We start from the raw sequence: 26724 nt of genomic DNA on the forward strand, positions 1-26724 counted from the left end.
TATCAACCAGTTAAAGAGAAAGGGAGTGTGTTAATGCAAAAACCACTTTACCGGCAGGTCATTCGAGATTTAGAAAACCAAATTAGACAAATGAAGCCTAATGAAAAATTGCCTAGCGAACGCCAATTATTAGTAAAGTATAGCGTTAGTCGAAATACGATTAGGCTTGCTTTACAGGATTTGGAAGAACGCGGGCTAATTTACCGTCTCCATGGCAAAGGGACTTTCGTTTCAAGTAACTTTTTAAGTCAACCCAACATCGGTGGGATGTACTCGTTTACTGAAGAACTTAAAAAAATTGGGCAGAAGGCCTCAACGCAAAATCAAAGTTTGTCGCTAATCGTTCCTGACGAACATATTGCCACACAGCTAAATATGGCTTCGACTGAAAAGGCATATAAATTAGTCCGCTTACGATTAGCTAATAATCAGCCACGAATTTTTAGCACATCTTATTTACCAGAAAAATTATTTCCTGGACTTGAACTGTCAGACTTAAATGACAAACCTCTATATGATGTGATGAAGGAAAAGTATGATCAGATAAGTGTGATGGCTTTTGAAGATGTCCAAGCAGTTTGTCTTAACCAAGAAGAAAGTGAAAACTTGGCAGAAAAAGTCGGTTCGCCTAGTTTGAAAATTTTCCGAAAAACAATTAATGATAAAAATGTGCCAATTGAATTCACAATTTCGTTAGCGCGAGGCGATAAATTTGTTTATCGGTCAAGACAATATAACGATTTATTTTAATATTTATAACTACTAAGGAAGGTTAAAAAATGTTTACTAAAACTGATGAAGAATTAACAAAAATGGGTGCAAAGATTACAACACGTGAAATTGAACAACAACCAGAATTATGGCAAGAAACCTGGTCAATATATCAGAATAATAAAGCAAAAATAACTGACTTTTTAAATCAAGTTCAAAATCAATGGGACAAAGTAAGAGTGATTTTCACAGGTGCAGGAACTAGTGCATACGTAGGAAACATGATAATGCCTTATTTACAAAAGAATGGCGATCGTACTAAGTACAATTTTGAGGCAATTGATACAACCAAAATAGTTTCTACACCAGAAGACTATTTAGAAGAGCAAACTCCAACTATCTTGGTATCATTTGCTCGTAGTGGTAATTCACCTGAATCAGTCGCAACTGTTGAATTAGCTAAAAAACTAGTCAAAAATTTGGCCCAAATTGCAATAACTTGTGCACCTGAGGGACAGTTAGCTCAAGATTTAAAAGATGATGCTAATGGATTAGTACTATTGATGCCAGAGAAATCTCTTGATCAAGGATTTGCGATGACCGGATCATTTTCTTGCATGAGCTTAATGGCACTACTAGTTTTCGATACGTTAGCAGATGATCGTAAGGAAAAAATAATAGGTCAAATTGCACATATGGGTCAAAGTGTTATCGAAAGAGAAGATGAAATTCAAACTTTGGTTAACACTGACTTTAACCGTATTGCCTATATTGGAAGTGGATGTTTAGGTGGATTAGCAGAAGAGACACGACTCAAGATTCTAGAGTTAACTGCTGGCGAAGTAGCAGCATTATTTGATACTTCGATGGGCTTACGTCATGGTCCAAAGTCATTTTTAGATAAGAAAACCATTGTTTTTGACTTTGTATCCAACAGCACGTACACAAGACAATATGACTTAGACATTTTAAATGAAATTAAAGACGACCAAATTGTTCCATTAGTAATGGCAGTTGGACAAGAAAAAGACGGTCAAAACTTTTCAGGAAAGGCATTTACCTTTAGTGATGAAGAGCTGTTACCTGATGCTTACTTGGCACTACCAGATGTAATGTTTGGTCAAACAATCGCCTTATTAACTTCAATTAAAGTTAATAATAAACCTGATACACCATCACCAACAGGTACGGTTAACCGTGTTGTCAAGGGTGTAACAATTCATGAATTCTAGTTTTAGAGAATCATTACTATATAAAATATTTTTATAAGTAAACTTTTTATCAGGAGCATATTGACAAAAAGTGGTTGGTACCTTAATATGAAATTGTGAAAGCGTTTTAATTAATATTTAGATTTCCTTATAAAGATATGGAGGAAGAAATATGAATATTGTGGGGGCAAGAGTCGATGAACGCTTAGTTCATGGTCAAGTTGCTAATCTTTGGACACCAAATTTGCAAGTAGAGCGAATTATTGTACTTGATGAAAAAGCGGCACAGGACGACATTCAAAAAAGCGGTCTAAGGATGGCAACACCAATGACTACAAGATTAAGTGTTTTACCAACTGAAGTAGCTGCTGATCACTTAAAGAAGAATCGTTATGGCAATCAGAGATTGTTTCTTGTTGCCAAAAAGCCAGATAAGTTTCTTGATCTTCTTAATTTAGGAGTTGATCTCGATACAATCAATGTTGGTAATATGTCAAAACAAGATGATACTACTGAGTTAACTAAACAGGTTAACATTAATGCCGATGAAGCTCAGACTTTCAGAGAAATTGCCAATAAGGGCGTTAAGTTGATTGCACAGCTCAATCCTAGTGTTGATGCTCGTGACTTGATGAAATTAATTGATGAAAAAATGAAGTAGGAGGAAGAAAATGGCTTGGTGGCAAATATTACTGCTTACTTTGTATGCAGGATTAGAAATTTTAGACGAACTACAAGTTTATTCAGCATTGAATACACCAGTTGGTGCTGGCTTAATTGCTGGTATTATCATGGGCGATTTGCCAACAGGATTATTCATTGGTGCTTCAATGCAATTAACCGTTTTAGGAATCGGTACTTTTGGTGGAGCATCAAAGATTGATGCAACGACTGGTACAGTCTTAGCAACAGCCTTTTCTACTACTGTTAGAGGAATGAGTCCACAAACGGCTATTTCTTCAATTGCTGTTCCGGTTGCTGCAATTATGATTGAATTGGATATTTTAGCTAGATTTGCAAATACCTATTTCTCTCACAGAATTGATCACTTAATTGATCAAGATAAGATCAACTATAAAGCAGTTGAACGAAATGTTTTATATGGTGCAATTCCTTGGTCCTTATCTCGTGCAGTCCCAGTCTTTATTGCTTTAGCCTTTGGACGTGGCCTTGTACAAACCATCGCTAATGCACTAAATGGTGATTTATTATGGCTAGGTAATGGATTAGCAGTTGCTGGTGCTACTTTACCAGCTGTTGGTTTTGCAGTTTTATTGCGTTATCTACCAGTTAAAAAGCATGCCGCATACTTGATTTTGGGTTTCACGGTTACCACATTGTTCTCAGTTCTCTTTAGCAGTATTCAAGCTCTTGGAACTGGCCTATCTCAAGTTAATAAAGGTTTTACTTCAATTTTCAATGGCTTACCAATGCTTGCAATTGCAATGCTAGGACTAGCTCTCGCAATTTTGCACTATAAGAGCATCCCACTTACAAAGGGCGCTACCCAAACTACTGAAAACCAGAGTAGCAATGCAAATTCTGATTCTGACGATGAAGGAGAGATTACTGATGACGAACTCTAAACCTAAATATAAATTGACGGATCAAGATTTCAATCAGATTAACCGGAGATCACTCTTTGGCTTTCAACTAGGTTGGAATTATGAAAAAATGCAGAACAGTGGCTATCTTTACACGATTTTGCCACAATTACGTAAAATTTATGGTGATGATACACCTGAATTACGTGAAATGATGAAGACGCATATGCAGTTCTTCAACACTTCTAATTTCTTTAATACGATTATCACAGGCTTGGATCTTGCCGTTGAAGAGAATGAAGGAATTGAAGGTAAGGATACTGTAACTGGTATTAAAGTTGGTTTAATGGGCTCATTTGCAGCCATCGGTGACTCGATTTTTGCATCATTAATTCCAACTATCTTTGGTGCCTTGGCAGCTTCAATGGCTACGCAAGGAAATCCAATTGGAGTAATCATTTGGGTTGCTGCATGTTTGTTAATCTGTGTCTTCCGTTGGAAGCAACTTCGCTTTGCCTATGGTAAGGGTGTCTCACTTGTTACTGACATGAGAGATCAGCTTAATGCCTTAACCGATTCAGCAACTGTTCTAGGTGTCTTCATGGTTGGCGCATTAGTTGCAACGATGGTTAACATTAAATTTGCTTGGGTACCACAAATTGGTAAGGTAACAATGAATATTCAAAATAATTTGGATATGATTATTCCTAAGTTATTACCAGCTGCGGTTGTGGGCTTTGTATACTGGATGCTTGGTAAGAAGGGCATGACTTCAACTAAAGCAATCTTTATTGTTCTAATACTTTGTGTCATTCTAGGTGGTCTTGGAATTGTTACAAAGATATAATAGAATATAGTGACAGTTACTAAGACATCTTAAATGATTTGATTATTAAATAGAGAGATAAAGTATGGCAGAAAAAGAGTTAATTTTAATTAGTCATGGAACCATGGCAGAAGGTGTGAAAACCAGTGCCGAACTGATTATGGGTGAACAAGAGCACTTGCATACAGTTTGTTTATTACCGTCAGAAGGTCCAGATGATTTTAAACAAAAGTTTGAAGAGCAAATTTCAGGAATGAATGCTGAAGACATTACAGTTTTTGCAGATTTGATGGGTGGTACTCCAGCTAATGTAGTAAGTAGAATGATCATGAGTGGCCAAAATATCCATTTGGTTTCAGGAATGAATTTACCACTTGTAATCGAATGGCTTAATAGTCAAATGAACGGGACAGAATCCGATTTGATTACAGCGGGTAAAGCAGGAATTGTTGATGTTACTGAAATGTTAGCCAACATGAAAAAATAAAATTTGCTAAGTTAAAAGCCTAGTTCTTATTAAAGAACTAGGCTTTTTAGTTGAATTAAAAACATAACTGAATTGTTTCTAAGGAACTAAGTGGTTCGTCAATTGTAGCAATGTCATGTTCAATGTGAATTTGAACTTGCTTTCTTTCCAACTTATTACCATGTTTTCTGATGATGGTAACTGTGTCACTTGGAAGAGGTGCGGCTAGATGCCAATTAATTTGTTGGTAACCATCTAAGGTAAAGTTAGATAGCCATGCGGCTGTACGATCTTCTTGTACAAGTAATTTAACGTTTGGCATTTCCACTAAATAGTCGGCTGGACAAATGCTATTTATCATTTGCTGTAATAGACCCTGTTTATACGTTGTGAATTGTGCTTCCCAACCATGAGCAGAATCTTGATCTATCGGCAAGATAAGAATGTGGTCATCAACTATTGCCATTACATTACCAAGCTTTTCATCAAGTGAGTTATATGCATAAGACCAAATGCTGACATTACTATTCGGCTGATATTCCAACTTTAGGTAACTACCAGTTTGTTGCAGCATAGTGATTCGTGGGTTATCGACACCTTCAACAGTATGACCATCTGCTTGTTCAAACACTTGGTAATTTGACCTATGAGGGTGCCATTCAGCTTTTTTGATATGTAATAAACTACCTAAGCCACGATCAAGCAATACTTGGATACTCTCACCATCGAGAAGAACATGATTGTTTGCAATTAAGTCCGAGATTTGCGTATTCGTCAAATTGCGGAGCAGTTGCCCCGCAATTGCAAGAGTTTCACCAGTCAAACGGCTATTTGCTGCAAGTGGAAAAATTGTTGTGGCGAAACTAAATGATCCCAAGAGACTTGCCCAATTTTTTTCGTGAGGTAAGAGCTCTTGGATGTCTTTACCTGTCGTTGTATGTATGTGATAGCTCGAATCTTGATCTACTAAGATTTTGATGCCGCTTAAATGGTCAATTGGCAGACGGTTTTCTACTAATTGGTTAACGAATGGTTTGATTTCCGCAAGCATTTCTGCATATTGCCAACTATTATTAATACCATTTCCCATCATATCGAAAAGGTTTAGCAAAATTCCTTGACTGCCTATTAAAGCAGTGGAAATGATTTGGAACTTAGTAAATGACAGTGATTTAACTAGCGGTGAGTACATATAGCTTTCTAGCTCAGGATATAGCTCTGCATTTTCACCTAGAAAAGCGGCAGTTATTCGTGTGTACTCTTCAAAGGCACGCCCGTACTGCAATGGAGCCACTTCATTGTATGCAGGTAAATGGGGACGTGCAATTTTTGGATGTCCTGCTCCTGCTTGGGCTGAGAACAACTTATTCCAGTCGCGTCCTTCTAGGGCATGCCAGTCAGGATAGGAGGTCATTTGTGCCAAATCAGTTTCTGGACTAACTTGATGAACTGCCTGTTCAATTAGATGCTCGGTTTCAATCATTTCAATTCGTGCTTGATCTAAATAAACTTTTCGCTCAAGTGTCGGTTCCCCTGGCTGCAAAAGTTTGGCAACAAATTCTGAGCGCGTTTCTTCATGTGGTAACTTCTGATTATAAAGTTGCATGTGATAATCACAAAAGCACATTAATTTTAGTGGTGAGTGGTTATAGTGACGAAAATCATCTTCTAGCCAGAGGCGGCGAGGATGAATACTGGCATATTGTGCATATGTTTCGGCTAAGTACTGCCGCCATTTTGGATCGGCTGGGCAAGCCATGTCTTTAGCCTTATTACCGTCAAGATCAACAAAAGTGTTAAAACCAATTTCAGGATTAACATGATAGCCGCGATCTGAATGCATAATTGTTGTCCAAGGATTCAGACTTGTAGTAACGCCAATCTCCGCTAGCTCTTTCTGCAATGGTTTAATTGCATCAAGCCAGCGCTCGGTCTCATTTCTAGTCAAATGACTGTGGTTCATTTCCTCACCGTTAATGAAAAACGCAACGTCGTCAATTTGCCCTTTTTTTACAAAATCAATTAGTTTCTGATCTTTAGCTGGAGTATTTGACCGTGGGTCCAGCATGTATCGTAGTGTATAAATAAAGCTCATAATTTCATTCCTAATAATAAAAACTGCTAAATTATTTAAACTTATCATAGCAGTTATTGATGAAATAGAACATTAGTTAAAAAAATATTAATCATTTTTAAACTATGCTATCGGTGAAAAGAAGCTAGCCGGAAAAAATTTATGCCTTGCAATCTAAATAAGTGGTTGGACCTTTAATTCACAACTATCTATTTATCTGACATTTAAAATAGCTTATAATAACTTTTATTAATATTTTTTAATAAAAATCAAATATTTGTTAATTAGCGTGATAATTACGCGCAATTGACTTGTTAAATGAAAACCTTAAAAACTATCAGTTTATAGGAGGAAAGAGCAATTAATCAGCAGAAAGAAACCGAGCAGGTAAAAGAAGTTAAAACATTACAACTACAAGCAATTGCAAGTGTTGAAAAACAGCGTGATTATTTTGAAATTAAATATGTAGGTGGCTTAGTCGGACGCCTATATTTGATTGATGCAACTACGTTCCGCTACTATGTTGATCCATTGAAAAAATTTCAAGAGCCGGAACAGTCTGAAGAAGGGTTACACGCACAAATCTTTGTTAAAGATGTTTACGGTTCCGCAGGCATGACTGAAGCTAGTTTAAAAGAAACTGCAAACGGCTGGCAAATTTCAACTGGAATAATTGAGATTTACTTCAAGCAAGCGCCGGCAGTAATGTCTGTAAACAAAAATAGTCAAACTATCCTAGAAGAAGCGGAGCCACTTGAACTGACTAATGTAAAAACAACACAGACTTTGGTTAATCATAGTGCAAGCTATTTTGGTGGTGGTACACAAAATGGACGATTTAATCTAACGGGTGAAAAGATTGAAATCGTCAATACTGGTAACTGGGTTGATCAAGGTGTAGCTTCTCCAAGTCCATTTTATTGGTCCAATGCAGGTTATGGCGTCATTCGTAACACCTATAAGCCAGGCCACTATGATTTTTCTAATATTGATAGTCAGAAAATAACTATCAATCATGAAGAAGAGCGTTTTGATGCAGTTTACTTCCTTGCGGACACTGCATATGAATTACTTCATGAGTATCATCAATTAACTGGTCAGCCGATTTTAATGCCAATCTTTGGCTTTTATGAAGCTCACTTGAACGCATATAACCGTGACTATTGGATTGAAGTGAAGCCAGATGAAAAAGGTGCAATTAAATATCCAGATGGCAAATACTATCGTGAGTATTTGCCCAAGGACTTGCCAGCAGAACTAAAGCCGCAGTCAATTAGAGAGACTTTGAATGGGGAGCATGGCGGGGTAACTTATCAATTCAGTGCACGAGCAATGCTAGAACAATATCTTGAACATGATATGCCGCTAGGCTGGTTTTTACCAAATGATGGTTATGGGGCTGGTTACGGGCAAACAGATACATTAGAAGGAAACTTGGCCAATCTGGCAGAATTTATTAAGTTTGCCAACGCTAAAGGAGTTCAAGTAGGATTATGGACGCAACAAAACTTATCTCCAGTTGATCCTGAACATCCGAAACCAGATGATCGTGACTTTGAAAAAGAACTTGTTGCTGGTGTAACTGCATTGAAAACTGATGAAGCTTGGGTTGGCAATGGTTATTCATTTGGTTTAAACGCTACTCAAAGCACAGCTAAGATGGTTGAAAAAATAAAAGGAGATCAGCTCCGTCCATTTATTCTCACGCTTGATGGCTGGGTGGGTACCCAGAACACAGGTGCTGTTTGGACTGGGGATGAAGTTGGTGGAGAATGGGAATATATTCGCTTCCAAATTCCGACATATATCGGCGAAGGGCTTTCTGGTCAGCCAAACGTTGCCTCTGATATGGATGGCATCTTTGGCGGCGAACATCCAATTATTAACACTAGAGACTATCAATGGAAAACATATACACCAATTGAACTTAACATGGATGGTTGGGGTAAAAATCCTAAGAATCCTTTTGTTTTTGGCGGTATCACAACTAAGCTTAATCGGGCGTACTTGAAACAAAAATCAATGATGCTTCCTTATAGCTATAGTATTGCGGCTCAAGCTTCCTTTGAGAGTAAGCCAATGATTCGTGCAATGTTTTTGGAATATCCAGAAGTTCCGGAATACTACACTAATTTAGTTAGGTATCAATATCTCTGGGGACCTAATTTCTTAGTAGCACCAATTTATCAAGATACGGCAAGTGATAAAGATGGTAATGACGTACGTAATGAAATCTACTTACCTAATACTGAGCAAATTTGGATTGACTATTATACAGGTCAAGAATATCAAGGCGGACAAGTTATCAATAACTTTGATGCGCCTTTGTGGAAATTGCCTGTCTTTGTTAAAGCTGGGGCAATTATTCCGATGGCACCTGCAACGAATACACCGCGTGACTATCTGGAACTAAAGAAACAACGACAAATAGTGTTTTATCCTGCTGGTGACACCAATTTCACGCTTTATGAAGATGACGGCATTTCGGCTAAATATCAAAAGGGTGAGTATGCCCAAACAAGAATAACAAGTCAATTGGCCGATAATAATTTGACAATCAAGCTTGAAAGAACTCAGGGTGAGTACGAAGGATTTGATCCTGAAAAAGTAACTGAACTAGATATTAGAACTAAGAAAGCTCCTGTAGCTATTGAAGTGAAGGTTGGAAATGATGAGGTTCAGCTAACTGAGGTAAATAGTATAGAAGAATTTGAAAAGCAAGCTAATTGTTTTTATTTTGACCAACACTATTTAACTAATCCATATTTGAAAGAATTCAATCCAAAGCTTGAACAATCCTTTTTAAGAATGAAAATTAGTCAGACTGATATTGTTCAAACTGATTTAACAGTAAATATTACTGGGGTTGATGACACTCCTGTTGCCGTTAATAAGATTCCAGCAGTAAATGATACTGTGGCTATTCCAGTGGAACTTAAGCAAGATGAGACCCAAACAACTGACACTGCTATTAGTGCTTTGTGGGAACCAGTTCTTCGTAGTGAGAGTTATCAACTAAAAATTGATCACCTTTTATACACTAACATCAAAAAGCCACAGTTCACTTTGAATAGTTTGAAACCCGACACCCTACACGAATTTCAGGTACGTGTTGTAACTGAAAAGGGTGTATCAGCTTGGAGTCCAAAGGTTAACTTTAAGACAAAAATACAAGTTGAAAAAGAGAAATAATTTTCGAACTAAAAAGAAATATTTTCAGTAAATCAGACATTTAACAGAAAATATTTTCAAAAAACTCCACATAGTTGGAAACCTTTACAAATATGTTAGCGCTTCTTTAAAACGGCATTGTATCGGTATATAATAACAGTGTGCGATTAAAGAAAATACTAAAAGGAGACATATAATGAGAACAATTTCTGCGGCAGTTGCCAAACATATGGAAAATTTGTCAACAACTGATGGGGTAATTAGCGCTTTAGCAATTGACCAACGTGGTTCACTTAAACAAATGTTGGCAGATGCTGCTAACAAGCCAGCTGATGAAACAACAATTGTTGATTTTAAAAAGGCAGTTTCAAGTGAATTAACGCCATATGCTTCGTCGATTTTGACAGATCCAGAATACGGTTTACCAGCAACGAAAGTAAGAGATAAGAATTGTGGTTTACTGCTTTCATATGAAAAAACAGGATATGACACAACAGAGCCTGGTAGAATGCCTGACCTTATTGCTAATCAATCTGGTTTGCGTATCAAAAATGAAGGCGGAGACGCAATTAAGTTTTTAGTTTATTATGATCCAGATGAAGGTCAGGAAATTAATGATAAAAAACAAGCCTTTGTTGAGCGTGTTGGTGCAGAGGCAAGAGCAAATGAATTGCCATTCTTTTTAGAAGTATTAACCTACGATGCAAATATTGCAGATGCCAAAAGTGAAGAATTTGCAAAAGTTAAGGCTAACAAAGTTATTGAGACAATGAAAGAATTTTCAAAACCTCAATATGATGTAACTGTATTGAAGGTAGAAATACCTTTTAATATTAAGTATGTTGAAGGCTTCAATGGCTCTAACAATGTTGTTTACACTCAGCAAGAGGCAAAGGACTTATTAAAAGAGCAGTCTGAAGCAACAGACTTGCCATATATCTTCCTGTCTGCTGGAGTAACCAGTGAAGAATTTATTGCCGAAATTAAAATGGCTGAGGAAGCTGGCGCTGACTTTAATGGTGTTTTATGTGGACGTGCTACTTGGAAACCATCTATTGAACCATTTGCTGGCGAAAGTGAAGAAGCAGGTCGAAAGTGGCTATCGACAAAAGGTAAAGAAAACATTGAAAATCTTAACGCAGCTCTCAAAGGTGCAAAATCTTGGCGTGAAAAGTTAAGTGTTGAATAATAGCTCTAATGTTTGAAATTAATTAACTGAATATACTTTTTATACTATTGCTGTATTGAAAAATATAGCAATAGTTTTTTGTTTGTATCTTATCGATACTATCTGCTAATTATTAATTCGTACTTGTTAAATTAGTTTCAATAGATCTGCAGCTGTAGATCTAGCTCCCTCAGCTGTTGTTTAAAGAACAGATTTTTTTACACATAAAAAGGCACTATTTTTAAGTAATGCCTTTTGCTTTTTTACATATTAATTTTGGTTATAGTAATCTATCCATTCTTGGCTGCTACCTGTTACTTCAATAAACACTAATCCAACACAAGAGGAATTTCCATCCCAGTAATAGTTTAATCCTAAAGAACCGTATGATAATTTATCGTCTTTGCCTAAAATGGTTCTGGCGTAGTAATCATCATTTTTTAGACTTTCAAAGATTTCAGTTGCTACATGCTCAGGATTTCGATCTTTTATATTAAAAACGGCTGGAGCCCCTAAGTAGTTTCCGTAATACTTATAGTTATCAACAGCACGGATTGCATTCATTCCTTTGGATGTCAAAGTTGGCAGATACTTTTTAATATCCGCACTATTAATATCGTCCGCATAGCTAAACATGTTATCTGTTGTTGATGAAACTTTTTTGATAAAGGAATCTAATTCCAAATTAGACTTATATGCGGGATAGCCTTTTTCTACACGATACGCTTGTATTTTCTCCCACAAGTAATTCTTAACTTGGGCTAGTTGACTGTCACTAAAATATACTGCATATCCTTGTTTATCATTGCTATTTGCAAGTAAACTTCTAACTTCTTTTGGTGTCGGCTTATCTCTTCGCTCTGATAGCCCTGTGTCAATTTTGTCAGTGGAATCACTGGTCTTATCTTTTTCAGTATTAGTTGCAGTGCCACTACTCTTAGCAGTAGAAGCTAAAATATACTGATTATTCCCAAGTTTGTAGAATAAATATCCTTTAATTTTAGTAGTGCCATATGCAACTTTTTGTGTGCCGGCAGAAATAAGTTTACCTGTCGATACAAATTTGCTATTGAAAATCATAGCAGGCTTAGTCAGTGTTATTTGAAACCCGTTGTTTGCTTTTCCTTGGTTTGAAGTAGCAGCTGCATTAGCTGATTTAATATACCGTGTCTTCGACAAACAGTAGTATTTTTTACCTTTTATATTTATTGTGCCGTGCGTAGTGAAGACTTGCCCTTTTTTCAAACTTTTACCGTGTTTTCGTACACCGCGCTTAGTATATACATATGCGTTGCGCTTGAGCTGCACCATTGTGGTAGCAGCATTTGCTGTTTGCGTGAGAGGAGCTGGGCTTTGTTTACTATTAAAGCTAATTCCTAATAATGCAATGCCAAGAAGAATAGCTATATACTTTTTTCTTTTAGTTTTCATTTTTAAATTCTTTAAGATGGTATTTTATAATTTGATAGATCCTGTGTTTATAATACATTATGGCAAAATTAAGGTAAAGTCGGTCACTAGTCTGTAGACGGTTATCTTTTTTATGACTTAAAATTCTAATACATAAAAGGCATTCTCCAAACTAATATTTGGAAAATGCCTTTTTGCTTGAATTCTTAGTTTTTCTGACAAGATACAACTGACCATTAAGTTAAATGAGTTAGGTATATTTAAGCATAGTTGTGATTGCTACTTACTTTTATAAAAATTAGTTCGAACAGAATATGCATCACTAAAGATACGCGTCATGATCTGTAGTGGCAAGCGTGATCTGACCTCATATTCAGGGAAATAATTTGTTTTTGACTGGTAGCCGATAAATGAAAGCGTTGAATAGTGACTAATACTGCCATTTGAATTCGTCGAGAAAGTTAAAATTGGAATATCGTTTTTGTTTAAAATTTTAGCTGCAGCAACCAATTCTTCAGTTTCACCGTTGAGGGTAATAAAAATCACTAACGAGTCAGGTTTAATTTTTTTAGCAATTGTTTTGATGATATTGGGATCCGAATGGAACTCACAGTACTTACCGGTAAGCTGAAGCTTTACCATCATCTCATTTGCGATTGATTCTGATAAGCCGCGAGCAAAAATATAGACTAATTTAGCTTGTTTAGTCATTGAAATACTGTCTTCAAGCATACTATAGCTCAAATTATGGAGTGTGTTGTTCATTTCAATTTCGTTTTTAGTAATCACACTACGGATTTTATCGTCTGCGTCATTGAGAACACTAAAAGAAGAGGAGGAGTTACTCTTGAGCTTTAATGATTCACGATAGGACGTATAACCACTGTATCCCATTTTTTGCATTGTTCTGACAATTGTAGCTGTAGAGACATGAGCAAATTGGCTTAACTTAACAATCGACATTTTCGCAATCTTATCAGGATTGTTTTCTACAATATTCCACAAATGTAGTTCAGCAGAACTTAATTCTCTTGATGACATTCTTTTACCCCTTTTGTAAATGTTTTTCTGCTTATTCAAGTAAACGCTATCATTATTGAAAATCGTTACACTCTATAGCCTATATAATAATCCAAAAGGTGGTAAAGGAGAGAATACTTTGATATACACAATAACTTTAAATCCGGCAATTGATTTAGTAATTGTAACCAAAAAATTAGAGCCTAAGGTTGTTAATCGAACTGAGCGATTTGAATTGCAACCTAATGGTAAAGGTGTCAACGTTTCATTTATTTTAAAGAAACTAAATATTGACAGTATTGCAACAGGAATAGGTGGTGGTTTCACATTAGATTATGTTACATCGGGATTAGAAGATAGTGGGATTAAGGCCAACTTCTATAAAGTTGATGAACCAACTAGGGTTAATGTTTTTACTAATGTAATTGATCAAAATACTGAATATAAAGAGGTTAATCCAGGTCCCATAATTAGTCAAGCTGTCCAAGAAAAGTTTTTGAACTACTTGGATTCTAACGTTCATAAAAACGACATGATTGTAATTTCTGGAAGTTTTTCTAGGGGAATTGAACCTAACTTTTTAGTTAAGATTGCTCAAATTGCAGAAAAAAATGCAGTCAAATTAGTAATTGATTGTAGCTACCTGGCAGTTTTGGATACATTAAGGTTTCATCCATTTTTGCTTAAACCAAATGATGATGAACTTGCCACTTTTTTTAATTATCACGGTGAGATGACACAAGAAAAGATAATCGAGCTTGCACAAAGATTAATTAGACTGGGGTGTCAGAATGTCCTGGTTTCACTAGGAGCACAAGGGGCTGCGTTAGTTAATGAAAACACTGTACTTTATGCTAATGCACCTAAAATCAAGTTAGTGAATTCAGCTTGTGCAGGTGATACGATGCTTGGAACATTTATTGGATTATTATCCAAGGGCAAATCAGCTAAAGAAGCTCTTAAAACAGCAGTTGCTGCAGGTAGTGATACAGCTAGCAGATTGGGGTTAACCAATTTTGAACTAGATGAGTTATTGCCACAAATTACAATTAGAGAAGGGAAGACTGAATGATGACTAAATATGACTTGGTGGGAGCAACTGGTTGTGCAACCGGTGTTGCCCATACTTTTATGGCTGAGGAAGCTTTAGAAAAAGCTGCTCAAAAGCTGGGATATACAATTAAAATTGAAACGCACGGTCAGACCGGTATTGAAAACAAATTATCACCAGAAGAAATCAAGGATGCTAAGGCAGTCATAATTGCTTCTGATATAGATGTTGGAACAGATCGTTTTGCTGGAAAAAGGCTAGTTATGGTCCCAGTTGCACGAGGTGTAAAAGATCCAGATGCATTAGTGAAGAAGGCTCTAACAGCGCCTATTTATAAAGAAGGGCAGACGGCCAAAGGAGAAAACGAAGCTAGTGCGACACAAACGCAGAATTTCGGCAATAAGATTTATACTTCATTAATGAATGGTGTTTCTCACATGTTACCGTTCGTGGTAGCAGGCGGTGTCTTAACAGCTATTTCCTTTTTCTGGGGAATTGACTCTGCTAACCCTAAAAGTAGTGAGTATAATCAAATTGCTGCAATGCTAAATACGGTCGGTGGTACCACGATGAACCTGATGGCACCAGTTTTGGGAGCTTACATAGCTGAAGCCTTTACACAAAGAACTGGTTTCGTAGTGGGACTAGCAGCTGGATTTGTGACCTTTAATGGAGGTGGCGGATTTTTAGGAGCAATTGTAGCAGGTTACTTGGCTGCAATCGTTGTTACGCTATTACAAAAATTATTCAAGCCATTGCCTGACAATAAATTTAGAGGCTTAAAGTCAATCTTTTTACTTCCTGTCCTAGGCGTTTTAATCACTGGTTCAATTATGTTTATGTTGAATACCCCAATTAAGGTAATTAACGTTGGTTTAATGAACTGGCTTAGAGGATTTGAAAATACTAATCCTGCATTATTGGGGATTATTATCGGTGTAATGTGTGCATCTGACTTCGGTGGCCCGATTAACAAGGCAGCATATGTTACTGGAACAGTCCTTTTAGCACAAGGAAATTATTATTTCATGGCTGGTGTTTCAGCTGCTTGTATTGCACCACCTTTGGCAACAGGTTTTGCAGTTCTATTTAACCCTAAAGCATATTCAAATAGTGAAAGAGCTGCGGGTTATGTTAACTTTTTATTAGGTTCAACTCACATTACAGAAGGTGCTATTCCATTTGCAGCTAAACATCCGCTTTGGAATATACCTGCATTCATGATTGGTTCAGCAATCGCTTCGGTTCTAACTTATATTACACGTATCACGGTTCCTGCACCTCATGGTGGTTTTATTGTTTTACCTTTAGTTAATAAACCATTTCTATGGGTTCTATGGATATTAATTGGTTCAGTTGTTTCTGGAGCTCTTTTAGCACTAATTGCTGGTAGGTTTGCCAAAAAAGAGCAACTTGCAACTGAGAATGTCACAGCTAGTGTCTCAAATAATGGTGAAGTAAGTGCTGATGAATCATTTGATCCTAGTGAAATTCTTGAACTAAAAAACATTCAAGTTAATGTAGACGTTGCAAGTCGTAATGACGCTTTACACTATTTAGCTGACTTTGCTGAAAAAAATGGTTTAGCAAATGATAGTGAAAAAGTATATGACAGTTATCTTAATCGTGAAAAGGAGGGTTCAACAGGAATGACTGACGGTTTTGCAATACCTCATGCCCAGTCTTCTGCAATTACCAAGTCCTCGATGATTGTTCTCAAACTCAAAAATCCAGTTGAGTGGCAATCACTAGATGGTCAAAAAATTGATACAGTTATCTCTTTCCTAATTCCACAGGTAGATAGTAATGCCCATTTACAGTACTTATCAAACACAGCTAAGCTTTTAACCCATCAGGAATTTATTACTCAGCTCAAGAATGCTAAATCACCTGATGAAATTATGGCACTGTTTAAAAACTAGCAAATAAAAAATCCTAACTTCTTAATAAGTTAGGATTTTTCTTTATTTGATTAATCCGTAATCTTTTTTGCCTCATCGAGAGCCTTCATAATAGAAGGATTTTTTGAATGGCAATCTTTAATCATTTGGATATCTTCGTCACTCAATGTAACAGTATATTTGCTCATGATTATTGTCCTTTCTGCAAAAAACTTATCTTAACTATAGCACTTTTAGTGCTAAATTTAATTAAGAATGGCGAAAAAACCAGAGATAGCACCGATAAAATAGCGATTGTTATTTTTCAATCTTGTTTCAAAAGCGACCTAAAAAAAGCCTAATTGCTAAATACAAACGTTAGTTCTTGTAAATAGCAAATATAAGTAAATCTAGCACTATAAGTGGTTTTCACACGTTTACTAATTTTAAAAAATTCTATTACAAATGTGACAAGTATTTTTATTTAGGTAATTATTTCTTAAAAAGCGAGTGATACTTCTGTTATGGTTCTGCAATTTTTAGGTTGTAGGATATAGAACATCAAAGCGAAAGTCACTTTTGTGCTTTCAATTTGAGATAGAAAAAAGATTGGGTTTTTTATAAGGAGAGATTTTTTTGAAGGTAAAATCTATCTTGGCTAAAACAGCAGCAGTAGCAGCAATGTCAATTTCTGGTGTAGCATTAATGAACAGCACCAATACAGACACGGTTCAAGCTGCAACAGTAGAAAATGATGCAGAAGTTGTAACTGTAAATTATGTAGATGGCAATTCTATCCGCGTTTGGAACAGCTACAATCATCCTGAAGCTACTGGACAAATTTTGCCAAGTAATTCTTCCTGGAAAGTTATTAAAACTGCTTATGACAAAGATGGTCATAAATGGTACGACCTAGGTAAGAATCAATGGGTAAGAGCTAAGTACGTTAACAAAGGCTACTACCCAGAAAATGCTTCAAGTCAAGAAGCAGTAGTTGCAGATGATAATTCAGCTAATGCGGAAGATACAAGTGTAAACTACAGCGCAAATGCGCAAAATTATGTAAGTCCAGCTGGCTCAGAATCTGAAGCTAAGGCATGGATTGCAAGTCGGGAATCCGGCGGCTCATACAGTGCACAAAATGGCCAATATATTGGCAAATATCAACTATCAGCTTCCTACCTTAATGGAGATTACTCCGCTGCTAACCAAGAACGTGTTGCCAATAATTATGTTGCGCAACGTTATGGTTCATGGGCAGCCGCTAAGGCATTCTGGCAAGCAAATGGCTGGTACTAATAATTCCGCTAAAAATATAAATAACAATTTAACAAAAAAGAAGAGCTAGTTTAATTACTAGCTCTTTTTTTGTATTTGAAATTAATGGTCAATTGCATAGGTCAGCTTATCACTACGAAGTATTTGTGAGGTGATGTGTAAAGGTTGGCCCTTTTCGTCATAAACAAAGTCTTTGATTAGCATTAAAGGTGAATTCTGGTCAACATTTAGTAGAACTGATTCTTCTTTAGTTGCAAATGCTATTTTAAAAGTCTTTCTACCTGTACTAGGTATTGTTGCAAATTGTTCCTTTAACAACTGATATAAAGGGCGATTAAGGTCAGCGCTTTTTAATTGGTCAAATTTGGGTGGCAACCAAATCCACTCAAGGCAAAAAGGCACGTCATCAATATATCGAAGACGATTGATTGCAATCAATTGTTCTGTAGCATCTAAATGGAAAAAGGATCGTTGTTCATCGGTGCCATAAGTGTCTTCTATACTAATTAGACGCGTTGCCATGTTTTTACCAGCACGTTCAACACTATCAGTTAGACTAGAAAACTGATGCTTTTTTGTTTTGATTTCGTTTCGGTTGTCAGAAACGTATGTACCTTTTCCAGGTAATTTAATCAAAATGTTTTGATCTGTAAGTAATTTTAACGCTTTACGGACTGTAGTACGGCTAACTGCAAATTCTTCACGTAGTTCTGCTTCTGAAGGGATGCTACTGCCAACTTGATATTGCTGGTTATTAATACGCTCTTTGATAATATTTGCCAAACTAACATAAAGTGGTAAATGCTCTGCTTTTTTTAACATAAATACCTGTCCTTAAATTTTGCTTTCTCTAATTATAGCAAAAACCCTTTAAAATAAACATCTTTCCAACTTTACTCCTTAATTTTTAATACCTGTATCAAAATATTAACTTTACTTTTTAAATAAAGCGCTTTATTATGAAGTTAGTTAGATACATGTATCATTTTTAAAGGAGAAAATACATGAAAGTACAAGAAGAAGTTTCGCAAATAGTCAAGCGAGCAGTTGACAGACTAGAAAAGCAAGGTGGGGTGAAACAAGTAGTCTGGATTGGAGCAGGTGGCTCATTTGGCGGTTTTTATGGTGCACACTATTTTATGCAACAAGAATCCAGTCAATTGTATTCAACAATGTGCACGAGCGGAGAATTCATTTATGCTGCTCCAAAGAATATTGATAAAAATACTCTGGTAGTACTTTGCTCTATGAGAGGAACAATTGAAACAATTGAAGCCGCGAAAGTTGCACGAGATTCCGGCGCGACAACAATTGCTCTGTATGTTGATGAATCAGAGCTTGTAGAAGTAACAGACTTTAAAATTAAGTATGAGAGCTTGGCGCTTGATGAAAGTAGACTAGACCGAGTAAACGGCAGTATTGGTCTTTGCATAGCAATGAACGTGCTTAACGAGGTAGAAGGCTATGAAAATTATGATTTGGCAATGAGTTCATTTGACTTGCTTGATCCAATTTACCGTAAGGCCGTTGTATATACCACGCCACTGGCTAAAGAATGGGCCGAATTAAATAAAAATCAGAAAACAATATATGTAATTGCGAGTGGACCAGCACTTGGTGCGGCTTATGTTTTCTCAATTTGTAATTTAGAAGAGATGCTGCAATTAGATTCACCAACTGTACACAGCTATGAGTACTTTAACGGTCCGTTTGAAGTTACCGACAAAAATAGATCAATTTTTCAATTATTGGCTACTGGAAAAACCAGACCTGAAGATGAAAGAGCTCTGAGGTTTGAGCAAAGATTTGGTGGGAAAAAGCTATATGTTTTAGACGGTAAAGAAATAGGTTTAGATGACCTTAAGCCAGAAGTATCACCGTATTTTAATCACTCCATTTTCTCGTCAGTTCTTAATAACGTATATATGCGTGAATTATCATATACAACTCATGAGAGTTATGAGACACGCAGATATATGTGGAAAGAAGAATACAAATAATTAACTTGTTCAAAATACTGGTTGACACTAAATCTTACTAAAACTATGTGCACAAAGATAATAACTCAAAATTAAAATTATCATATAAAACAAATGATAACGCTTTAAACTGAAAATAATACAAAAATAATTTAATTATTTTCAAATAAAGCCTTTACAGAAATTGGGCGATATAATATTATACATGTGTACGTGTTAATACATCTTATATTTATGGGGAGCTGTATGACATTGTCCATGATTAGGGGTGAAAGAAAGTGAAAATAATTTTAGTTAGCCATGGAAAATTGGCAAAAGGTATGAAAGACACAGTTGAAATGATTGCCGGTCAACAAGAAAACCTTGAAGCATATGAAGCTTATGAAAATGGGACCAGTGATGACAGTTTTATCAATGATCTTAAAAATTCACTTGCTTCAAGCAAGAACGATGATGTGATTGTCGTAACGGATGTTTTAGGGGGATCAGTTAATAATGAGGCCACACAATTACTGAAGGATCATCCGAACTTAACAATTCTAACTGGAATGAATTTACCTCTGATTATTACATTAGTTACGACAGTCAATTCTGGAATTTCAGATGAAAAGGTTTCAGAAGCGATTGATGAAGGAAAGAAAGGAGTTTTGTCTGTTAATAAGTTAATGACTGAAAAAGATGATGAAGGAGATTTATTATGATTAAAGTAATAAGAGTTGATCACAGATTACTACACGGTCAAGTTGTATTTTCTTGGACAAAGTTTGCCAATATTGAGCGAGTAATTGTCATTGATACTGCAACCGCAAACGATGATTTTAAGAAAATGTCGTTGAAATTGGCTAAGCCTGAAGATATTAAGTTGAACGTGTTTAGTGTTGACGCAGCAATTGAAAAAATTGATCGAATTAAAGCGCTCGACGATAACATTATGTTGCTTTTTGAAAATGTAACAGAACTGAGTAAATTTATTGTTGCTTATGGTCCAGTTGAAGAAATTAACTATGGTTTGATTCCTTCAAAAGATGGAGCTAAAAGATTTAGCAATGCAATTTACTTGTTGCCTGAGGAAGTTGAATTAACTAAGAAAATGTGCGACCAAGGTATCAAGATTTCAATGCAACAGGTCCCTTCGTCTAATAAGGAACTTCTAAATAATCTTATTTAGAAAGAAAGGTATAAAAAATGTTTTGGAAAGCGTTAATTGTCGGACTGATTGGTGTTTTTGCCATGTTCGACTCCAGATTATTAGGACGTGAAAACTTTGAGCAGCCACTGATTGTTAGTACTTTAGTAGGACTAGCCTTAGGTGATCCAGCAAAGGGATTAATGGTTGGTGCAACCTTGCAATTGGTTTCAATGGGAATCGTTGCTGTAGGTGCAGCTACACCACCAGATATGGTGTTAGGCTCAGTTGTTGCTTCTGCTTTCGCGATTCTGTCCAACACGAGTGCTCAAGCAGCGTTGACGGTTGCTTTACCAGTTGCCGTATTAGGTCAAATGATTGGTATTGTCGTTAGAATGCTGTTCTCTTCCTTTAACCAGTTAGCAAATAAAGCAATCGATGCTGGGAAGTTCAAGAAAGCTCGTAGCTATCACATTGTATATGGTCCAATTATTTATGCTCTGCTCTACTTTGTGCCAATCTTCTTGGCAATTTTCTTAGGAACAAATGCAGTTTCGAGCTTCGTCAAATTGATTCCAGCTTGGTTAACAAATGGTTTGACCCTAGCAAGTAAGATTTTGCCAGCATATGGATTTGCACTATTAATGTCAACGATGATTGATAAGAAAAATGCAGTTTACCTATTTCTTGGTTTCTTTATTGCCGCATACGGCAAAATGTCAGTAATTAGTGTTGCAATTTTTGCAGTTATTTTAGTTGTCATTCTAAACAAGTTTATGTCTGGAAATGACAATAATAACACTCAACCATCATCCAGTGACAGTTTAGATGACTTAGAAGAATTATAGGAGACAAAAATGGCTGAACAAAAACACACAGATAAACGATTACGTCATAAGTTCTCGCAATTCTTTTGGAGAGCATGGGCAATTCAGACTTCGTGGAACTATGAAAGTCAAATGAACATGGGTTTTATGTATGGTATGGCACCAACAATTGATGAGATTTATGGTGAAAATCCTGACACCCCAGAAAAATTGCAGAAGAAAAAGGATGCATACCACCGTCACATGGCCTTCTTCAACTGTACGCCACAGTTAACCTCATTTGTTTTGGGATTATCGTCGGCGATGGAAGAAGAGTATGCGGCTAACCCAGATACTTTTGATCCTGAATCAATTAACAGTGTTAAGACTTCATTGATGGGACCATTGTCAGGAATTGGCGATTCTTTCTTCCAAGGAACGATTAAAATTATTGCTTTTGGTTTGGGGATTAACATGGCGCAGCAGGGAAACCTGTTTGGTCCAATCTTGGCAATGATTATCTCCATTATCCCTTCAGCAATAGTTACTTACTGGGGTGGTAAGTGGGGTTACCTACAAGGTAAGAAGAATATCCAGAAATTGATCAGCAACGGTACAATCAACCGAATCATGTCATTAATGAATGTGATTGGATTAATGGTTATTGGGGCGATGATTGCGACAATGATTGGAATTACAACCCCAATTAAGTTTGGCAAGAGTTTTGTTTTACAGACTACATTGGATTCAATCTTCCCACAAATGCTTCCATTAGCCTTTACATTCGGCATGTTTTACCTAATCAAAAAGAAGGTAAATACCGCTTGGATTATGGTCATTTGTATTGTAGGCGGTATCCTGCTTAGCGTATTAGGGATATTTAATTAATTTATTGGTAATTAGTAATTTTAGAGAATATATTTTAGGAGAAAAATTATTATGGATTTTGGAAAAGTTAAAGCAATTGTCGAAGACATTAAGTCAAAGCAACCAGGAATTGATCGTGTAATGTTCGTTGGCTGTGGTGCCTCAATGGCAGATTTGTATCCTGGCTATTACTTCATTGCTCATGAGAGTACTAAGTTATTGTCATCAATTCAAACAGCTAATGAATTTAATTACGACACACCAAAAGGAGTAGGTGATCACACTATCGTTATCACAGCTTCTTTAGGTGGTAGCACACCAGAATCAGTTGCTGCAACTAAGAAAGCTAGAGAACTTGGTGCACATGTTGTAACTTTGTCAATGGCTGAAGATTCACCAATCATTAAAGAAACTGAATACAAAGTTGTTCACGGTTTCCAAGAAAACTATGCTGCTAAGACTGAAAAGATGACATATTGCTTGGCTTTGGCAATTGAAATTGTTAAAGAATTTGAAGGCTATGAATTTTACGATGAAGCCTTAGCTGCCTTTGATGGCATGCCAGACTTGATTCAAAATGCAGTTAAATCAGTTGGTCCAGCTGCTAAAGAATTTGGTGAAAAATACAAAGATGAGAAGACAATTTATGTGTTGAGTAGTGGTGCTTCACTTGGTGTTGCATATTCAACTGCTTCATTCCTCTTTATGGAAATGCAATGGATTGCGGCTCCAACTGTTCACTCTGGTGAGTACTTCCACGGTCCATTTGAACTGACAGAGAAAGATGCGCCATACTTGTTATTTATGAATGATGGTAAGACACGTCATCTAGATGCTAGAGCATTAACCTTCTTACAAAGATTTGATGCAAAAATCACAAATATTGACGCTAAAGATTATGGCTTAAACGAAATTGCTAGTGAAAATGTTATTGATTACTTTAACCCAATGATTCATACAGGTGTAATGCGTGTCTTTGCTGAAGAATTAGCTAAGGCAAGAAAGCACCCATTAACTAAGCGTCGCTACATGTGGAAACTTACTTACTAATTAAAACAATAATTATCAAAAAGGATCCTATTTTAAAAATAGAATCCTTTTTTCTTTTCTAAGGGTTTAATACTTATCCTACAGTTAATAAAATGAGAGGACATTTTAAGATGGAAAATAATAAGGTAAACGAAGCTGTCAAACTGGCAGCAAATCATCATCAAGGGAAAATAACCAGTATTTACTTTACTGCATGTGGTGGCTCGCTTGTTGATTTTTATGTTTCAAAGTACTTTTTAGAAGCAGAAGCCAAAACAATAACTACTGGTTGGTATAATGCAAGTGAATTCGTAAATGTTCCACCTGCAAAGGTGGGCGAAGATTCGATTGTATTTATTTGCTCACATAGTGGTGATACACCAGAAACGGTAGAAGCAGCCAAAATTGCTCAAGCAAAAGGTGCATTTACAATTGGTTTGACTTTTAATGAAAATGCCAATTTACTGAAATATTCGAATGCTAAAATTATTTATGAATGGGGTAATGAGGAAGAAGTCGTCAACAACCCGATGGCAATTACACTAGATGCAACAGTAAAACTGCTACAAAACTTTGAAGACTATCAATATGCTGCAGATTTTGACGATGGTTTTAAGAAGATTGATACTGTGATTTCAAGAGCAATCAGACAGGTACAACCGAGAACAAAGAAGTTTGCACAAGTTTATCAAAATGAGACAATGTTTTATGTTTTGGGAAGTGGACCATCCTTCGGACATGCATATGGATTCTCTATCTGCTCATTAATGGAAATGCAATGGTTAAACTCTTCTTCAATTCATTCTGGTGAATATTTCCATGGCCCTTTCGAAGTTACTGATAAGAATCTTCCTTATATTTTATTAAAAAGTTTAGGTAGAACGCGTGTATTAGATGAGCGTGCGGAACGCTTTTTAGCAAAGTATGCGCAAAAAGTAGAAGTTGTTGATGCTAAAGAACTTGGTTTGGATTTAATTGACGATAAAGTTTCAGAGTACTTTAGTCCGATTTTGTTTTATACTGTTCTATGTGAATATAGAGCTAAATTGGCTGCTGTCCATGATCATTCATTAGACGTAAGAAGATACATGGGCAAGGTGGAATATTAATATAGGTAGTGGTGACTTTAAGTGAAGGAAACGGGTTCTTTATACTCTCAAGTGATGGAGAAGATAAGACAGAAAATCATTAGTGGGGAATATCCAGTTAATAGTAAATTGCCAAATGAGTTTGATTTAAGTGAGCAGTTTGATGTTAGTCGTGTTACTTTAAGAAAAGCAATTAAAGGCTTAGCTGATGATGGGTTGGTCGAAAAGATTCAAGGGGTTGGAACTTTTGTCCGGCAGCCGCAGAAAGTTAAACGCATTGTTAGCTCTTCGGCCGTAGAGAGTTTTTCAGAAATAGCCGAAAAAGAGGGCTTTAAAGCTAGTGTTGAAGTAGTCAAGGTCAAGGAAGTAGAAACACCAAGTGAATTAAAGGATGTCCTTGAAAGCCGTAGAGCATTGTTTATTGAGCGAGTCCATTTGGTCAATGAAGAACCGATTATGCTTGAATGTAATTATTTTCCCTTACCTCGTTTTAAAAAGTTAAAGGACGAAGATTTACATAAATCTTTGTATCAAATATTGCGTGAAAAATATCAAATCAATAAATTGAATTCACGTGACATGATTATTAGCGTAGCTTTAGCAAGCTTGAGTGAAGCAAAGCTTTTAAAAAAATCGATTGGTTTTCCCTTACTACTTTTGCAAGTCTGTGTTGAAGATGAGAATCATCAGGTAGTTCATGCTGGTCAGCAATATGTTATTTCTGATCGATATGAATTCCATGTGTAGTAAAAGGTAAGCTTTTTAATTGGTAATTGTAAAAAACGTAAAAAGTTGATGAAGGAAATAAAGTGGTAATAACGTATAATTAGTTTTAGAATTAAACATAAACCATAAAGAGCCGTTAGGTAAAGAATACTCTTGAGGAAGATAAATGAAGAAAAGTAAACTTGCCCTTGTCGCGATTAACCTTATTTTTTTAGTAACTGTTCCAGTACTTGAATTGACTGAGTCAGATCAGGTGGCAGCAGCTACTGTTAAAGGCTATGTTAAAACTAGAAGCAATAAAAAAGTGCGCTTATACACGATTAAAGGCAAGCACTCTAATTTTTATGCAAGTCCAAAGTATCGTTATCCATATAGTTCGAAAAAGAAAATTGGCAAGCAAAAGCGTGTAGCATACAAGATTGGCAATAATTCTCACTGGATTTTAGCCAAAGATGCAACTGTAATAAAACAACCGAGTCCTGAAAAATATGTTCAAGCACAGCTACAAATGCCAGCGGGATATACCAAGCTAGAGCTGTTACAAGCTTATCAGGGCAATCCTAGTCAGGCTTTTATCAATGCCTCAATTAAAGGGATGAGGACTAATAGCTTTAGTCGCATTAGTGCAGCTGAAAATGAAGAAGATAACCATAATATGGTAGACTTGGCTAAACCAACACCAGAACAAATTGATACTTTAACCACTTTTTCACTCCGCTTAATTAATCAGGCTAGAAGCCAACTAGGTCTTGAATTGTGGCAAGACAGCGTTGGTGCACGAAAACTAGCGCGTGACATAGCAATCCAATATACTGAAAATAATAAAACAATCAAGGATAGCCATTACGTTACTGGGATAGTTAAAGCATGTAAGTCCAATGGACTAAATCTTGATGATAATTATGTCGAAGACATGGCAGGTTTTTATAATCCTAATAGAATAATGTCAATGACAGAATTAAAGAAAAGCGTTTATTTTGGTTTGAAACAAATGATTTTTGGCTATACAGGTAGTGGTGAAGAGGGTCGAAATGATCGCAGCAACTATCAAGAATGGGAACATGCAGGCGACCTATTTAATACTCAGGGCTCTCTACATGATGGTGATTATAACTATTATGGTTTTAGCCTTTCCCATAATAATGATATTTGCTCAATGCACTTTATCAGTATTCCAACTTATATTGTAAAAAATAATACGTATAATACTGGCTTTAAGCCATAATGAATTTGTAAAGAAGATAGTCGAAATTTGACTATCTTTTTTGTTAGCAAATAATAAAAAAATGCTAA

General features: G+C 36.2%; 24 protein-coding genes. 20 read left to right on the plus strand and 4 right to left on the minus strand.

Annotated elements, in window-relative coordinates:
- Window positions 1-33 precede the first annotated feature (33 nt).
- The 6 genes from H3T48_RS08380 to H3T48_RS08405 all read left to right on the plus strand — a co-directional run bounded on the left by H3T48_RS08380 (window position 34) and on the right by H3T48_RS08405 (window position 4779).
- Entirely contained in the window at window positions 34-750 is a 717-nt protein-coding gene (locus H3T48_RS08380) for a GntR family transcriptional regulator (RefSeq protein WP_074426396.1), read from the plus strand.
- 29 nt (window positions 751-779) lie between these two features.
- Complete coding sequence (locus H3T48_RS08385; RefSeq protein WP_198189146.1) at window positions 780-1943, plus strand: SIS domain-containing protein; 1164 nt, start codon at window positions 780-782, stop codon at window positions 1941-1943.
- 151 nt (window positions 1944-2094) lie between these two features.
- Window positions 2095-2583: a PTS sugar transporter subunit IIB gene (locus tag H3T48_RS08390; RefSeq protein ID WP_198189147.1), complete on the plus strand. Its 489-nt coding sequence runs from the start codon at window positions 2095-2097 to the stop codon at window positions 2581-2583.
- Window positions 2584-2593: 10 nt separating this feature from the next.
- A complete protein-coding gene (locus H3T48_RS08395; RefSeq protein ID WP_198189148.1) occupies window positions 2594-3508 on the plus strand; it encodes a PTS sugar transporter subunit IIC in 915 nt (304 codons plus the stop codon).
- Complete coding sequence (locus tag H3T48_RS08400; RefSeq protein ID WP_074426349.1) at window positions 3495-4313, plus strand: PTS system mannose/fructose/sorbose family transporter subunit IID; 819 nt, start codon at window positions 3495-3497, stop codon at window positions 4311-4313. Before H3T48_RS08395 ends, H3T48_RS08400 begins: the two co-directional genes overlap by 14 nt.
- A 64-nt stretch (window positions 4314-4377) precedes the next feature.
- Entirely contained in the window at window positions 4378-4779 is a 402-nt protein-coding gene (locus H3T48_RS08405; RefSeq protein WP_109715148.1) for a PTS sugar transporter subunit IIA, read from the plus strand.
- A gap of 55 nt (window positions 4780-4834) precedes the next feature.
- Here H3T48_RS08405 and H3T48_RS08410 read toward each other — a convergent pair whose 3' ends face one another.
- Window positions 4835-6853 (minus strand): hypothetical protein, encoded by a 2019-nt coding sequence (locus tag H3T48_RS08410; RefSeq protein WP_198189149.1) that lies wholly within the window; start codon window positions 6851-6853, stop codon window positions 4835-4837.
- A gap of 471 nt (window positions 6854-7324) precedes the next feature.
- Here H3T48_RS08410 and H3T48_RS08415 point away from each other — a divergent pair, with 471 nt between their 5' ends.
- Both H3T48_RS08415 and H3T48_RS08420 read left to right on the plus strand, forming a co-directional pair.
- Window positions 7325-10024, plus strand: a complete 2700-nt coding sequence (locus H3T48_RS08415; RefSeq protein ID WP_198189150.1) for a TIM-barrel domain-containing protein — start codon at window positions 7325-7327, stop codon at window positions 10022-10024.
- Window positions 10025-10199: 175 nt separating this feature from the next.
- On the plus strand, window positions 10200-11192 hold the full coding sequence (locus tag H3T48_RS08420; protein ID WP_122034372.1) for a tagatose 1,6-diphosphate aldolase: 993 nt from the start codon (window positions 10200-10202) through the stop codon (window positions 11190-11192).
- Between the two features lie 249 nt (window positions 11193-11441).
- On the opposite strand, the gene H3T48_RS08425 is transcribed toward H3T48_RS08420, so the two are convergent.
- On the minus strand, window positions 11442-12602 hold the full coding sequence (locus tag H3T48_RS08425; RefSeq protein ID WP_198189151.1) for an SLAP domain-containing protein: 1161 nt from the start codon (window positions 12600-12602) through the stop codon (window positions 11442-11444).
- Window positions 12603-12860: 258 nt separating this feature from the next.
- The gene (locus H3T48_RS08430; protein WP_198189152.1) at window positions 12861-13622 is read right to left on the minus strand and encodes a MurR/RpiR family transcriptional regulator; all 762 of its coding nucleotides are present in this window, start codon (window positions 13620-13622) and stop codon (window positions 12861-12863) included.
- A gap of 118 nt (window positions 13623-13740) precedes the next feature.
- Between H3T48_RS08430 and pfkB the strand changes: the two genes are divergently transcribed.
- From pfkB to H3T48_RS08445, 3 genes are all read left to right on the plus strand, one after another.
- On the plus strand, window positions 13741-14673 hold the full coding sequence (gene pfkB, locus H3T48_RS08435) for a 1-phosphofructokinase (RefSeq protein WP_198189153.1): 933 nt from the start codon (window positions 13741-13743) through the stop codon (window positions 14671-14673).
- Window positions 14673-16574, plus strand: coding sequence for a fructose-specific PTS transporter subunit EIIC (locus tag H3T48_RS08440; protein ID WP_198189177.1), 1902 nt, complete (start codon window positions 14673-14675; stop codon window positions 16572-16574). Before pfkB ends, H3T48_RS08440 begins: the two co-directional genes overlap by 1 nt.
- A 594-nt stretch (window positions 16575-17168) precedes the next feature.
- On the plus strand, window positions 17169-17831 hold the full coding sequence (locus H3T48_RS08445) for a hypothetical protein (protein WP_198189154.1): 663 nt from the start codon (window positions 17169-17171) through the stop codon (window positions 17829-17831).
- An 81-nt stretch (window positions 17832-17912) separates the two neighbouring features.
- Here H3T48_RS08445 and H3T48_RS08450 read toward each other — a convergent pair whose 3' ends face one another.
- Complete coding sequence (locus tag H3T48_RS08450) at window positions 17913-18632, minus strand: GntR family transcriptional regulator (protein ID WP_198189155.1); 720 nt, start codon at window positions 18630-18632, stop codon at window positions 17913-17915.
- A gap of 182 nt (window positions 18633-18814) precedes the next feature.
- On the opposite strand from H3T48_RS08450, the gene H3T48_RS08455 reads away from it, so the two are divergent.
- The 9 genes from H3T48_RS08455 (at window position 18815) to H3T48_RS08495 (ending at window position 26656) form a co-directional block, all read left to right on the plus strand.
- Entirely contained in the window at window positions 18815-19810 is a 996-nt protein-coding gene (locus H3T48_RS08455) for a sugar isomerase (protein WP_046306095.1), read from the plus strand.
- A 257-nt stretch (window positions 19811-20067) separates the two neighbouring features.
- On the plus strand, window positions 20068-20490 hold the full coding sequence (locus H3T48_RS08460) for a hypothetical protein (protein ID WP_198189156.1): 423 nt from the start codon (window positions 20068-20070) through the stop codon (window positions 20488-20490).
- Entirely contained in the window at window positions 20487-20957 is a 471-nt protein-coding gene (locus H3T48_RS08465) for a PTS sugar transporter subunit IIB (protein WP_198189157.1), read from the plus strand. The genes H3T48_RS08460 and H3T48_RS08465 overlap by 4 nt, the downstream gene beginning before the upstream one ends.
- Window positions 20958-20974: 17 nt before the next feature.
- A complete protein-coding gene (locus tag H3T48_RS08470) occupies window positions 20975-21763 on the plus strand; it encodes a PTS sugar transporter subunit IIC (RefSeq protein ID WP_074426358.1) in 789 nt (262 codons plus the stop codon).
- A gap of 9 nt (window positions 21764-21772) precedes the next feature.
- Entirely contained in the window at window positions 21773-22609 is an 837-nt protein-coding gene (locus H3T48_RS08475; RefSeq protein ID WP_074426359.1) for a PTS system mannose/fructose/sorbose family transporter subunit IID, read from the plus strand.
- 51 nt (window positions 22610-22660) lie between these two features.
- Window positions 22661-23638 (plus strand): SIS domain-containing protein, encoded by a 978-nt coding sequence (locus tag H3T48_RS08480; RefSeq protein ID WP_198189158.1) that lies wholly within the window; start codon window positions 22661-22663, stop codon window positions 23636-23638.
- Window positions 23639-23748: 110 nt separating this feature from the next.
- The gene (locus tag H3T48_RS08485; protein ID WP_198189159.1) at window positions 23749-24726 is read left to right on the plus strand and encodes an SIS domain-containing protein; all 978 of its coding nucleotides are present in this window, start codon (window positions 23749-23751) and stop codon (window positions 24724-24726) included.
- Between the two features lie 51 nt (window positions 24727-24777).
- Window positions 24778-25452: a GntR family transcriptional regulator gene (locus tag H3T48_RS08490; RefSeq protein WP_278954628.1), complete on the plus strand. Its 675-nt coding sequence runs from the start codon at window positions 24778-24780 to the stop codon at window positions 25450-25452.
- 145 nt (window positions 25453-25597) lie between these two features.
- Window positions 25598-26656 carry an SEC10/PgrA surface exclusion domain-containing protein gene (locus H3T48_RS08495; RefSeq protein WP_198189160.1) on the plus strand — a complete coding sequence of 353 codons (1059 nt, stop codon included), beginning with the start codon at window positions 25598-25600 and terminating at the stop codon, window positions 26654-26656.
- The last annotated feature ends 68 nt before the right edge of the window (window positions 26657-26724 follow it).

It is taken from the genome of Lactobacillus sp. M0403 (assembly GCF_016101265.1).
Lineage (GTDB): Bacteria > Bacillota > Bacilli > Lactobacillales > Lactobacillaceae > Lactobacillus > Lactobacillus apis.